We start from the raw sequence: 13,656 nt of genomic DNA, 5'->3' as shown, positions 1-13,656 counted from the left end.
AGAAGTAGCAAAGCAGGAAAAATGATTTTTGAACCCCAATACTTTCCATTATAATGGAAATATTCTAAAATGTCCTTTCTAGTGGACAATCTTTATATTGTCCGTTATAATGGAAATATAATAGAAATCAGAGGACAAGTTATGAATTATATCGCATTAATAGGAGATATTGTCAATTCAAAACAGACTTCAAACCGCTCTAGTATTCAAGAAAGGCTAAAACAGCAGCTGAATAGAATCAATCATTCCTTCACTCAGGACTTCGCATCGCCATTTACCATTACAAAGGGAGATGAATTTCAAGCCTTATGCAAGCCTAACCCTTATATTTTTTTAATAATTGACCAAATCCAACTAGCCTTTCGTGATGAGGTGGAGATTAGATTTGGAATTGGTTTGGGTGAGATTCTAACAGCTATCGATCCCAAGCTAAGTATTGGAGCAGATGGTCCAGCTTATTGGGAAGCACGCAAAGCTATCGACTTCATCCACGACAACCATGACTATGGCACCAGCAAAATTGCCTTTTCATCCGAATACAAGCAAATCGATCGTGTGATTAACCCCTTGCTAACTTCTAGCGATTTCATCAAAGCTGCCTGGAATCGTTCGCAAACGGATCTGTTTGAGACCTTAATCTCCAAAAAAATCTATCAAGAAGATTTCACACAAAAGCCAATTGCTGAGAAAATGAAACTCAGTCAAAGCGCCTTTACCAAACGTTTGAAATCCAGCGGAATCAAACTCTACCTGCGTAATCGTCAAACTGCCATGAATTTGATTCTCCAGCTCAGTCAAAGAAGCTAATTTTGTTTACATAATTTATTTTGTGTAAACTTTTTTTAGAATTCTAATCGCAATATAATTTCATCTTCATCGTATTCGCCAGTTTCAACAAAGCCAAGCGATTGATACAAGGCTTTGGCTGGGGTGTTTTGGGATAAAATGCAGAGCTGAACAGCTGAAAATTTTCTTTCTGAGCAGAATTTTTCCAGTAACTGTGTCATAGCCTGACGCCCCAAACCTTGTCGCTGGAAGTTGGCATCAATGAAGAATTCAGAGATGAGATAGGCTTGCCGTTCAGGAAAATCATGGTATAAAATCAGGCCAACTGGGCAATCTTGCTGGTAAATCAAATAAGCCTGGCTATCAAACATCCGATAAGCAAATGCACGTGCCAAAGTTGTCACCTTATCCGCAACAAATTCGGCTTGGTCAGGAGAAACAGCTAAAGGAACTCGCCAATTCTCTGGACTAACAGGAACAAAATCTAGCATAAAACATCCTTTCGTATTTGTTTGTATTATATAAAACTAAAAATTTATGAACAATTGACCTTACATGGTCTAAACCCTTGATAATACTGGGATAGAAGCATAAAGTACATTGATTAAAAAATGTACATTATTTTTATTTTGTACTTTTGAATAGAGTTGTTTATTGTTCATAATGATTAGTTTATTTTATTATTTGTATCACTTTTGAAAAGTACATTTATCATCCATAATTTGATGAAGTTCAGCACTTTCAAAAGTACATTTTTTCAGTCACATTATATTATAAAGGATTTTGGGGGATATTTCTATTTTTCTCGATTAGTTACGATTCATCAGATATGAAGGTCAAAGTTGATTAGTTAAGTATTATAACTATCTGTAGTGTTCTAAATCATAAATACCACGTGGACTAACCAATCACGATATATTAACAATCGCAATGAAATATAAGTTATCTAACATAAATTTGTTGTCAATTCAATCATGTACCATCTACACTCCTTCAAATATTAGCATAACGTTGTTTTACTCAAATTTTTTGCTTGAAGAAACCTTTGTAGAAAACTCTATTAATGCTTAGGAGAGAGAATTTACTATCTATGGATACCATTTTTTTGATAAAGAACATATTAATTGGAAGTCAGAGACGGCATGACGCACTATAATAAAAAGTCTTATTAAATACAATAGTATTTTGTAATCGCACATAAATTAACTTGAAAGCTAGACTGCCTAAAGTTTCAATTTTTACAAATTATACTGATCATTGTTCTTGCTATTTTGATTTTATCCAGTACTAGGGGGAATATCTAATAATTGCAAATATTATAACCAAAATTGTGCTTGGAAAAGTAGCATGTTAACATGAATTTATAGCTCTTTGATAATGTGGAAGAATCGCTCTTCAATCAAATTTCAACAAGGATATTTTAATAGAAGGGGGATGAAGGATGTTTAGCACTTTGATTTAGTTTGAACAAAAATGATTGCTTGTTTGATACTAATACACTATGTTTTATGATATAATCGTTGTAAGTAAAGAAATTGGAGTTAATAATGAAATTAAAAATAGAAAATATTGGAAAAATCAGACAAGCTGAGATAAAAATTGATGGTTTGACTTTAATCGCCGGAACAAATGCGACTGGTAAAAGCACAATTGGAAAATCTTTGTTTTCAATTTTTAATTCTTTTTATAAAGTAAACCAGACTTATAGAAAATATAAAGAGGAAGCCATTGATAAAAGAATCAGAGACCTAGATGATTACTTAGATTTATTTATTTTTTCCGAGGATTCGATTGACGCAACCGCTCTTCTTAACAGTCTACTTTCGGCATCTAATTCAAATGACATTCAGAAAGTGTTCGATCGTTTTAATTTAGATGGTAGACTTGGTCGAGAGGAATACAACAAATTATTTTCAGAAATCGAAAAAATTAACAATACAACAATCGAACAAGTATTATATGATACCGTCGATAAGAATTTTTTTGCAGAATTTTCTGGTAACATTAATAATGTTACTTTATCTGATAAAGTTGGCTCATTAAATCTCATTATCAAAGAAAACTCAATTAATCTTCGTTTTTTAAAAAATAATTTAATTCAGATTCTTAATTACTTTAGTTTAAATTATATCCCGATTTATATTGATGACGCTTTTATTGTCGATTCATATAATTTTGACAATAATTATCCAAATGAAATTTTCTTCCCTCGATACGAATTTAAAAATGAAAGAACACATAGGCAAGTATTATTAAGTCAATACTCCAAAAGTACACCAGAAAATCCCATCGATAACATAATAATAAAAAGCAATCTCCAAATTGTTTATGATAAATTATCAAAAGTACTTGATGATTTATCTGGGATTTCGTACTCATATTACAATAAAAATGATGGGAAGCCAACATTAAGTATCAACAACCTTTCTTCTGGTATGAAATCTTTTTATCTCCTAAAAAAACTACTTGACAACGGTTCTATCGTAGAAAATTCACCTGTAATACTTGATGAACCAGAAAATCACTTACACCCCGAATGGCAACTAATCTTAGCTGAAATAATAATATTACTACAGAAGGAACTTTCTTTACATTTTTTAATTAATACTCATAGTCCATATTTCTTAAGAGCTATTGAAGTTTATGCTGATAAATATCAAATTAATCACAAAATTAACTATTATGAAGCTCGTCAATCAGATGAATTTTATTCAGTTATTGAACAAGTAGATGAAACTAGAAAAATTTATAAATCTCTTGCAGCACCTTTGAAAACAATCGAGCTTGAGAGAGGATTGTAAATATGATTAGTCACAAACTATTATCCTGCGTGATTTTCCAAAATAATTTGGATAAACTATTTGTAACAACATTTAGCACCACGGATTCTAAGTATTTGTTTGAACCTTGTAACTTTATTTATTCCAACGATTTAGTTGTTAATTTTGATAATGTAAAATCTGAGTTTTGCAAATCTCTTGATAAAGATAACACTTTACTCTGTTCAGTTGATACAATACTTTATAATAAACAAAACGGTAGACTGATTCTAGTTGAATTTAAGAATGGTATTATCGATAAAAATCAAAGACGTAAGTTAAAAAACAAGATTAAGGATTCAATTTTAATGCTTAATTATTTTTTATCAACTAATTTGGGTGATTCACAAAATAATTTTGAGTTTATATTAGTGTATAACTCATTAAATAATCCACCGTTGCCGGATGAGGATATCGATATTGACTACCTTGACAATCCGGAATATTACGATTTTGCGGAAACTGTTTCTGAATTTGCTGGAGAGGAGCACATACGTTTCAATTTAGGAATTTATGAAGATATTTTTGTAAAAAATGTCCATACGTATAATATTGATCAATTTAAAAAATATTATATAAATTTTATTTCAAATGAGAATTAACTATTGACAATAATATTCATCTAGTGATAGAATATTATTGATAGTAGACGTACTATTTTCTTTAAGTGTTGAATTTAAGAAGCTGCCAGCGGTTTCTTGGAGGAGCTTCATTTTGGTTTAAAGTTTTGTGTACCGTATTGCTGGATAAAAAACTCAGAAAGGTATCTCTGAAAAGAGATGCCTTTGCTGTATAAAAAAGGATTATTCTATGCTAAAAAAAGCAATTTTACATTACAAAAGAGAACTAAATGAAAAACGAGAAATTACTGTATCATTGATTCATGGAGTACCTGAGACTAACATTGAACATATTGATTTAATTTTTAGAAAAACTGAGTTTAAACATTTTCTTGGTTTTCATAAACTTGAAGAGCAAAGACGAGATTCTAAATATTATTTTGAATTTCGTGTAGTAGAAAATATTCCACTAGACCCTATTTTATCTGCGTTGACTAAATCACCAAGATATACTTCACCTGATATACAGAATAGACTTTCTGTAATATCTAATCTAAATCAAATTTTAATGAATAAAAATAAGGGGATAAAAATTTATAAAGTTCGTAAAATGCCCACATGGTCTGAAATAAAGGATGCTGATTACATCTTTGATTTAACAAGTGAGAAGACGAAAGATATTATTCTAAATAACAATGAAAAAATACTCTTATTTTTGAAAAAAGATACCACAAACTTAAATCCATGTGCATATATTCCGTTAACAATAATAGTAACTACTAGTGACTACATTTCTATGCAGCATAAAAAAATAATTGTATCCTATGAATCTAAATTGTTAGAAAGGAGTTCATTTGTTGTGAATGGGACTATAAATTCTATTAGACCAAAAGTGAATTATTAAATTTTTCAACAATTAAGTTATAATAATTTCGATACCTATTTGATTAATTTAGGGCTAGATATAAAGTTATCGCTTAGATTGCTCCAAGTTAAACTTCTCTTTCATAAAATTATCCTAATTATTTTGCAGAAGCTAGAGATTTTTCTCTCAGTTTCTTTTTTTTTCAAATTCACAAAGTATACCGACTAAACAGGCTTTTCATGTTATAATTAACTTAGATTTTGAGGAGGAGGAATCTATGACAAATATTGAACCTGAAAAGCTCAAAGATGAAAAAAGTCTTCCAACAATTAACCCAAAAGCAATTTCTAACCTTGTAAATAATACTGCATTGGTATCAGCAGTGAGCTCCCTTCAAGAATCTATAGAACGAATAAACGCGTCTTCTTTAGCTTCATCAGCTCTCGCTGCAAATCTTGTAGCAAAGACTTATCTTCCTTCAAATTTTAATTCGATTATTGATACTAAGCTTATAAATGCTATCTCTTCCTCAATACCTAAAATCAACCCAATCGTAAACGAAGAATATCTATCAGCCATGAATGCGATAACTGAATCTGTTAAAGGACTGCTGGCAAATGTAGATTTAAGTTATTCAAAAGTATTTTCTGATGTAGCAAAAATACTCAAGAAGTTTAATACTGAGTATAGTCAGGAAGAGATTGACGAGATTGTTATAAATGTTCGTCAACTTGCAAAAAATGGATGGGTAATTTTTTTTAATGAGATTGGAATTTATGACAGGCTAAGGAACAGAGAATTTGCTGAACTGGAAAAAGATTGGATTTATGCTCTAGATGAATTTCTTTCTGAAGAAAGCGAAATTCAAGGAATTTACGAAGTTGGATGTTACCCAGCTACTTTACTAGATTCAATGCTAGATTGTTATGAATCAAATAATTATTACGCTGCATATTCTCTTGCCACACTAGCAATTGATGGGGCACTAACAAGATTCTCTGAAATATTAAGTGATGCACCTAAAATGCCTGTTGGAACGGGTGCAGTATCTAAATTAGACAAATCACTACTAAGTAAGTCATTTGCAGATTTAGGTTTCTTTGAGTGGTTGTATCAATTTTTCAAAGATACAAAGCGTTTTACGTTAGACAAACCTAACCGACATATGATTGGCCACGGGAGATGGGCAGGTGAAATTTCAAAAACAGAATTCTTGAAGTTGTTCAATGTAATGCTATATATTAGCTTGAAATTTAAAACTTGGACATCAGAAATCAATCCAACATAATCATAAAGCAAGGAATTAAGGAATGAATTCAACTATAAATAGCAACACTCACTCAGACCTTCCTAAATCGTTTTCTAACGACGTTTTGGAGATTCTGCACCAACATGCCACATTCAATAATGTTGAGGCTTGTAAAGACGCTCTGAGGGGTCATATTCGCCCATAGTTATTCGATTACTCAGTTAATCAACTTGATATAGCGTTAAAAGAAATTAGACAACAGTTAATCGAACAGCAAGCTAATCAATCTGATATGTCAAATGCTTATTGGAATGAAATGATTGAAAGCATGAACAATGCTTTTAGTGTGCCTGAAGGCAAAGTATCAAATTATATTGATAAAGCTATATTTGATCAAGTATTTAAGGAAGTTCAAAAGACATACGACGGACTTTTGAACAAAAATAACGAGAAACTAAATTAACTCCTTCTGTCATTCCTCACCTAATTTTTTATGATATAATAAAAAAACAAGTAGGATTAAAATTGAATTATGACTAGAGAAAAAGAATTTAAAAAAGTAGCAGAGCAAATAATAATACAAAAAGATAGAAAACTAAAAATCCATAACGAGAAATTAATGAGTGAATTTATCTTAAGAAAGAATTACTTTAATTCAATAAATGGCTTTGAGTCTCTATTTCTTTATGCTTCTAACCCTAAAGTGTATTCAAGTAGAGTTTCTTTTAAAGACATTGAAAGAATGTATAATTTAGATAGGGAAATTGCAAAATTTCTTTTCCATGAAATAGAGAAGGTTGAAATCGAGTTAAAGACTAGGATTGCTTATGAATTTGCAAAAGTATACTGTAGTAGCGGAATAACTTCTAATTTAAATTATTTAGATATAAACAATTATACTCTTCCATCAACACATAGCAGTAATTCTTTTACGGAATATTTCTATGATGTAAATAACCATAAAAAAACACATCCATTTTTTAAGAAACACTTTATCAAGGCTAAGTTGAGTAACATTAATTTTAATGGTACCATTGATACCCAAACTTCACGTGGGGTAACATATTATAGGTTATCTGGAACATTTAATGGAACAATTGATGATTTAAAGAATAATATTTATTCGGGAGTATTTTCAATTAAAGATGCAAACACACCTAGCTATATTACTAGCCAAGTAAATGCAGGTACAGTTTCTATAACACTATCTGGTTTAAGGGGGAATTTTTCTGATTTATCTTACTCTGATTACTGCAAAATAAAATTCCCACATATATCCAGTTATCGCTACCCTCCTCTATGGGTTATTATTGACACTTTAATGTTGAAGCAATTACTAGTTCTATTTCAAGGGTTAGGGACTTCGATTCAGAATCAAATTATTAGTGATATGGGTTTTGATAGTTCACTAAGTGGTAGTAGGGAAAAATTTATTAATGCATGTGAAATATTACATGAACTTAGAAATCAAATGGCGCATTTCGGGTTAATTACTCGATATAGAACTAGTAATAAGATAACTATAAACAGTCTTTTTATTACAGAACTTTCTCTCACACCTAAAACTAGTAATAAAATTTTGAAATTTTATCAAAGTTTAAAAATTTTAAATTGTTTTCAAAATTTTTCTATAAAAGAAATTGATAGGCTAATTTCTATCTATAGTTTAAAAAATATCTTTTTGTTTAAAGCAAAAATAAATAAAAAATTTTTTAATAGAATTGGTAAATAAATCCTTGCCTATAGAAGATAATTGTGGTAAAATAACTTAAGTTAGATTTTTAAGTGCCACGACGGCGTGAATTCCTTGAGAGAGGTTTTCAGAAGTCATTAAAAGGAGGACTTGTATAGTCCTTCTTTTAATATTTGTTAGATGCTTCTCTATCACAGATCGTTCACATCACCAACTTACCTATCCTCCACATTTACAATAGCCTCAAATAATTTTAAATATTCTTTACGCTTCTCTGGTGAAAGTCGGAGGAGCGTTTTTTGAAATTTCTCAAATGATGGATCGTTTGAGGTATTATCGTCTTTATCTTGAACATGTTGTTGGAAGAATGTACTCATTGATATTCCAAAAGCATCAACAATTTTTTCTAATGTATTTACCTTAACATTGGAGCGTTCGCCTCGCTCTATTTTTGCTATTGAAGAAACATCTAAGCCTGCAGCCTCAGCCATTTGTTCCTGTGTTAAACGAAAGTCTTTCCGTAAAGTTTGAATTCTTTTTGCGACAAATTGATCTAAAGCCATAATCTGTCCTCCTTTTATTTAAGGATATAGGTTTTAAAGGACAGTTAAAAGGTTAGAAAAGGATAGTTTTTCTATCCTTTTAAGGACTTGTTGTGATATAATATATCTATAATTTTTATAATAGGAAGATGCTATTATGAAATTAGACATTTAACGAGGTAAAATAATATGTCAAACACGCAGAAAATTCAATCACACGGTTCAATTCGCAAACTTAAAGCATACGGTGCAGTCGGGGTTTTGTCTATCGGAATGATGACTACCGTAGGGACAGTGAGTGCGAAAGCAGAAGAGGTTGCAGGAACAGCTATCATCGCAACTGCTACAACTTCGACTGAAGTAACTCAAGGGCAGGTTGATCAAGCACAAGCTCAAGTGGACACAAGTAAAGCAGCCCTTGACCAAGCAACGGCAAATGTTGCAACTGCAGAACAGTCCGTTTCAGCAGCTGAAGCAACTTATGCCACTGCAACAGACGCAGTGAACGATAAGCAAGAAGAAATCGCTACTGCCCAAGAGCAAGTGGACAACAATCCAACGGTTGCACAAGCACAGGAACAAGTGGATGCTGCAACTCAAACTGCTACCAACACACAAAATGAGATTAAAGAGGCACAAGCAGATGTGTCAAACCTTGAAAATCAAGTTTCCGCAAATGAAACAACTGTAGCTAACGCTGAAACTCAGGTAGCCAATGCTGAGACTGCGAAAGCACAAGCAGACAAGCAATTGGCACAGGATGTAGCAGATGAAAAAACTGCGCAAGATGCAGTAGCAAGTGCGCAGGCGGATGTCAACACTGCAAAAGCAGTTGTAGCAGAGAAAGAAACAGCTGTAACGACAGCCACTCAAGAAGTGACTGCAAAAGAAAATGAAGTAGCAACTGCCGAAACCAAACTAGCAGAAGCACAAGCTGCAGATGCTAAACGCCAAGCAGATATCAACACTGCTCAATCAGAAGTAAACACTGCACAAACAGGTGTGAACAATGCTCAAACTCAATTAGACAGTGCTAACACAAACTTGACAACTGTTCAGAACAGCATCTCAACAGCTCAAACCGAGTTGGATAAAGCAAACTTGGCGCTGGGTTCTATCTTCACGGTGCAATTGTCAGACACTTACAAAGAAAACTTAGTTAAGTTCTACGAAGCCCGTTACATCACCAAAGACACAACTGAGATGAATCGTGTATGGGCTATTCTTGAAACTGAGTCAAGAAAATTGTTGACAGAAATGTCTTCAGCAAAAACCCTGCGCAACCTGTTGAATTCATTGAATGCCATCGAGTCTAACACTCGCGTCATCACTTCAACAGATGGAAGTGGCTTGAATGTTTTGACAGACGCGGATCGTCTGGAGTTGGCTCAGTTTGCTCAAACCACTATCAATGATTTGCGTTCTCAAATGGGCATCACCTCTCAAGCGCTTATCTCAACTGGCTCAATGGATATTGCAGACATGATTGCTAAAGCGTATTTGGCAGATGACTGGGATTCTTCCAAAGGGCACGATATCCCTGCTATTACTCGTGTGAAAGATCAAACGGGGCAAGCTTTGGATGAGGATTTTTCTCCAATTGCTCACACCTACGATTCATCAACTTACACAATGGCAGATTTGAAGATTGAGATTGCTGCATCTATCCGAGATATGATGTTATATGATTACACATCTTCACAACATTTTGGGCATGCTATTTCTCTATTGAACTTGGATTCTAAATACTACGATGCAGACAAGGCTGATCAGTATTTTGGCTTGTCAGGTTACACAGGAACTAAAAACTCAGGTTATTTGCTTGAATTCACAGACCGTGGAACAAAGGCAGAGTATGGTGGAACGCCAATCGCTAACCCGATTTCTAAAGAAGCTCTCCAAGCGGCAGTAACAAGCGCAGAAAACAAACTAGCAACTGCTCAAGCGAAGCTGGCTCCTGCACAACAAGCCGTGACAAGCGCTACAAACAAATTGCAAGCAGCTCAAGGCACATTGAAATTAGCACAGGACAAACTGGCTAAAGCAAAAGCAGTGCCTGTTAAAACACCAGCCGCGCAAAAAGCACTGGATGCTGCTAAAGCTAACTTGGCAACTGCCCAAGCGAAACTTGCCACTGCAAAAACTGAATTTGCGAACGCCAAATCAGACCTTGCTGAAAAAGAAGAAATTTTAACATCAGCTCAAAACACCCTTCGATTAGCACAAGCTGATGTGGCAACAAGCCGTGCGAACGTGGAGGCAAAGGCACAAGCTCTTGCGACTGCTAAATCTAGTCTTACTAATGCACAAAACACGTTGTCAGCTTCACAACAAGCTTTGGCTGATGAGAAAGCGACGTTGGCAAACTTGCAGACTGCATTGACTACTGCTCAAAACCAGTTGAAAGCAGCCAAGGCTACTTTGACAACAGTACAAGGTTATGAGAACAAGCTCAATCAATTGCAAGCTGAGTTGGAGCCATTGCTCGCAGAACAAGCAACTGCCAAGTCTGTCTTGGACAACGCTAAAAACAAACTAGCAACTGTCACTCTCGAAAAATCCGTTGCACAAGCTAACTACGAAAAAGCCCTTGCCGAGTTGAAAACGGTTCAAGCTCAATACGATGCTTACCAGGCTTATCTAACGGCAAAAGCTGAAGCTGATCGCTTAGAAGCAGAACGTATTGAAGCAGAACGCAAAGCAGAAGAAGCTCGTATCAAAGCTGAACAGGATGCTAAAGCCAAAGCTGAAGCGGAAAAATTAGCGAATGAAGCCAAGGCTAAAGCAGAGGCAGAGCGTCTTGCGAAGGAAGCCGCTGAAAAAGCTCGTTTAGAAGCTGAGAAACAAGCTCAAGAGGAAGCTGAGGCAAAAGCAAAAGCGGAAGCAGAACGTCTGGCAAAGGAACAAGCAGAAGCAGAACGTTTGGCTCAGGAGGCAAAAGACCAAACTGAGAAAACTCGCTTGGAAGAAGAAGCTCGCATTAAAGCAGAAGAATTGCGTAAGGCTCAAGAAGATGCTGCGCGTCTAGAGGCAGAGCGAATTGCCCGCGAAAAAGCAGAGCAAGAGGCTAAAAACAACCAAAATGGAGAATCGCCTGAGCAACCAGTAACCCCAGCTCAGCCTGAACAACCTTCTAAACCGAATACGGAGCCAACACAACCAGAAATTCCATCTGAAAAACCATTGATTGCAGAAAAGGGAGATCCTGTATATCACGAAGTTCCTGCGATTGCAATTCCAAAAGAGTTGCTTGAGACTAGGATTGAAACGCAAGTTGATGTAAAACAAGCAACAAGTTTGGAATCGCCAGCTACTAAGCCTTCTCAGGCAACATCAAGGTTACCAGAGACAGGGGACAATATTAATCTTGCTACCACAGTAACAGGATTAGCCTTGCTTGGACTTGCGATTTCAAAAAGAAAACAAGAATCAGAATAATTTTAAAGTTTGAAAGGAGAAAGAAATGTTTTGTTCAAAATGCGGAGCACAAAATAAGGCGGATAGCAAGTTTTGCATGTCTTGTGGGAATGCACTGTCGGTCGGAGATGCTAGCAATTCAGGTCAATCTAATGTTAACAGTAATCTAGGTCAGCAACACAAACTAGGAGAATCCCCAGACTTCTATACTTACCTAGCTGCAATACTGGTCGTAATCATGCTGTTTTTGCAATTTCTTAGTCCAGGTTTAAGTGTGTTAATTGGATTTCTAGCATTGTACTCAGCTTTTAAGGGTAGGAACGTTGCAACAAACCGTTCGCTTCATAATATCATTCTTGTATCTACGATTATCGTTTTCCTAATTGTATTTAGTAGAATGCTTGTACCATAAATTGATAGAGGTGTCTTATGTCATTCATTAATGAAATTACATCAAAATTAGCAGATGCTAGTGCATTAGCAACTCAAAAAACACAGGAATTAACTCAAAATGTCAAAGTTCAAAATTTAGTGTTCAAAGAAAAAATGAAGCGAGATGAACTACTAAAAACATTGGGGAAATCATACTATGATAAATATAAAGATGTTGATGGTGTGGAATTTCAAGATATGCTTAACCAAATTACACAATCTGAGGAAACAATCAAATACTACTCGGCTGATAAGACTTTGAAAACACTACAGTGTCATTCATGTGACAATTTCATTGAAAAGGATAGCACGTTCTGTCAACACTGCGGAGCAAATCTGAGTACTCCTGTAGCTGATACTAGCATGGAAACTGTACCTGAAGAGGTGCCAACGGTATCTAGTACAGAAACTATTCAGTCACATAATTCTAAATTTTGTACAAATTGTGGTGCAACACAATCTGAGGGAGCATCGTTCTGCGTAGAATGTGGAACTAGTTTATAGATAAAAAACACAGCTACTGTATTCCATTTAACTGGACTATAGTAACTGTGTTTTTATTAATTCTCAATCGGTTTAAAATGTCCAACAATCTCACCAATTATTTCAGGATTTTCTTCAAATGGAGCGAATACAATGTCATATTTATTATTGATAGGTACGAACTTGTAGTATGTACTATGTTTATATACTCTCCTAAACATAGGTTGTCCGTTAAACACAACTAAATAAAGTTTACCGTCTTCAACTTCATTTGCAAATTTAAGTAGAATAACCTCACCAATAGGTATCTCAGGTTCAAGGGAATCATCTTGCATCCAAAGGGCAAACTGATACAGAGTCTTTGTGTAATCATAGTTCAAAGTGAAGCTAGGAATTTTACTGGAATCATTCAAGGTCTCTAAGAATGAATCCATGTTGTATGTCTTATATGGATATTTGGTTGCCGAAGATGGATTATTTAACTCCTGTTGTTTTAGCATTGTTGCAGCATATTCAATCAACCTTCCTTGAAGGGCAGGGTTTAACTTATTGAAAATAGTAAGCAACTCCCCATAGGAGTAGAAATAGTGAACATCTACATCGAAAACTTTAGCAATCCTTTCAAGGTTTGCCTCACTTGGAACAGATTTCCCAGTCTCCCAATTGGAGATTGCTACTTTAGAAACTTCTAGTAATGAGCCGAGTTTATCTTGGCTCAATTTTTTATTTATTCGTAAATCTTTAAGACGTTCTCCTAAAAACATTTCAGCCTCCTGTTTACACAAAATTATACAAAATGTAACTTTTGTT

The 13,656-nt window shown here is 34.4% G+C and carries 13 protein-coding genes; 10 read left to right on the top strand and 3 right to left on the bottom strand.

Annotated elements, in window-relative coordinates; genetic code table 11:
• The first annotated feature begins 141 nt into the window (after nucleotides 1-141).
• A complete protein-coding gene (locus tag PHA78_RS05305) occupies nucleotides 142-807 on the top strand; it encodes a SatD family protein (protein ID WP_099807035.1) in 666 nt (221 codons plus the stop codon).
• A gap of 35 nt (nucleotides 808-842) precedes the next feature.
• On the opposite strand, the gene PHA78_RS05300 is transcribed toward PHA78_RS05305, so the two are convergent.
• Entirely contained in the window at nucleotides 843-1,277 is a 435-nt protein-coding gene (locus PHA78_RS05300; RefSeq protein WP_024415803.1) for a GNAT family N-acetyltransferase, read from the bottom strand.
• A gap of 1,056 nt (nucleotides 1,278-2,333) precedes the next feature.
• Here PHA78_RS05300 and PHA78_RS05295 point away from each other — a divergent pair.
• The 6 genes from PHA78_RS05295 to PHA78_RS05270 all read left to right on the top strand — a co-directional run bounded on the left by PHA78_RS05295 (nucleotide 2,334) and on the right by PHA78_RS05270 (nucleotide 8,011).
• Nucleotides 2,334-3,587 (top strand): AAA family ATPase, encoded by a 1,254-nt coding sequence (locus PHA78_RS05295; protein ID WP_172023326.1) that lies wholly within the window; start codon nucleotides 2,334-2,336, stop codon nucleotides 3,585-3,587.
• Between the two features lie 2 nt (nucleotides 3,588-3,589).
• The gene (locus PHA78_RS05290) at nucleotides 3,590-4,207 is read left to right on the top strand and encodes a hypothetical protein (protein ID WP_272158532.1); all 618 of its coding nucleotides are present in this window, start codon (nucleotides 3,590-3,592) and stop codon (nucleotides 4,205-4,207) included.
• Between the two features lie 208 nt (nucleotides 4,208-4,415).
• Nucleotides 4,416-5,069, top strand: coding sequence for a hypothetical protein (locus PHA78_RS05285; RefSeq protein ID WP_172023323.1), 654 nt, complete (start codon nucleotides 4,416-4,418; stop codon nucleotides 5,067-5,069).
• A gap of 238 nt (nucleotides 5,070-5,307) precedes the next feature.
• On the top strand, nucleotides 5,308-6,318 hold the full coding sequence (locus tag PHA78_RS05280; protein WP_272158531.1) for a hypothetical protein: 1,011 nt from the start codon (nucleotides 5,308-5,310) through the stop codon (nucleotides 6,316-6,318).
• Nucleotides 6,319-6,571: 253 nt separating this feature from the next.
• Nucleotides 6,572-6,742: a hypothetical protein gene (locus PHA78_RS05275; protein ID WP_272158530.1), complete on the top strand. Its 171-nt coding sequence runs from the start codon at nucleotides 6,572-6,574 to the stop codon at nucleotides 6,740-6,742.
• A 69-nt stretch (nucleotides 6,743-6,811) separates the two neighbouring features.
• Complete coding sequence (locus tag PHA78_RS05270) at nucleotides 6,812-8,011, top strand: Abi family protein (RefSeq protein ID WP_272158529.1); 1,200 nt, start codon at nucleotides 6,812-6,814, stop codon at nucleotides 8,009-8,011.
• A gap of 176 nt (nucleotides 8,012-8,187) precedes the next feature.
• On the opposite strand, the gene PHA78_RS05265 is transcribed toward PHA78_RS05270, so the two are convergent.
• Nucleotides 8,188-8,535: a helix-turn-helix domain-containing protein gene (locus PHA78_RS05265; protein ID WP_172023315.1), complete on the bottom strand. Its 348-nt coding sequence runs from the start codon at nucleotides 8,533-8,535 to the stop codon at nucleotides 8,188-8,190.
• 168 nt (nucleotides 8,536-8,703) lie between these two features.
• Between PHA78_RS05265 and PHA78_RS05260 the strand changes: the two genes are divergently transcribed.
• From PHA78_RS05260 to PHA78_RS05255, 3 genes are read left to right on the top strand one after another with little or no spacing between them, the layout of a single operon-like run.
• A complete protein-coding gene (locus tag PHA78_RS05260) occupies nucleotides 8,704-11,952 on the top strand; it encodes an SEC10/PgrA surface exclusion domain-containing protein (protein ID WP_272158528.1) in 3,249 nt (1,082 codons plus the stop codon).
• Between the two features lie 25 nt (nucleotides 11,953-11,977).
• Nucleotides 11,978-12,343, top strand: coding sequence for a zinc-ribbon domain-containing protein (locus PHA78_RS12565; protein ID WP_443033307.1), 366 nt, complete (start codon nucleotides 11,978-11,980; stop codon nucleotides 12,341-12,343).
• A gap of 17 nt (nucleotides 12,344-12,360) precedes the next feature.
• A complete protein-coding gene (locus tag PHA78_RS05255) occupies nucleotides 12,361-12,867 on the top strand; it encodes a zinc ribbon domain-containing protein (protein WP_024397877.1) in 507 nt (168 codons plus the stop codon).
• Nucleotides 12,868-12,923: 56 nt separating this feature from the next.
• Here the strand turns inward: PHA78_RS05255 and PHA78_RS05250 are convergent, their stop codons facing one another.
• Complete coding sequence (locus PHA78_RS05250; protein WP_272158527.1) at nucleotides 12,924-13,610, bottom strand: helix-turn-helix domain-containing protein; 687 nt, start codon at nucleotides 13,608-13,610, stop codon at nucleotides 12,924-12,926.
• Between the last annotated feature and the right edge of the window lie 46 nt (nucleotides 13,611-13,656).

The organism is Streptococcus sp. HN38, assembly GCF_028335765.1.
GTDB classification, from domain to species: domain Bacteria; phylum Bacillota; class Bacilli; order Lactobacillales; family Streptococcaceae; genus Streptococcus; species Streptococcus suis_P.
This window is presented reverse-complemented; position numbering and strand designations above follow the sequence as displayed.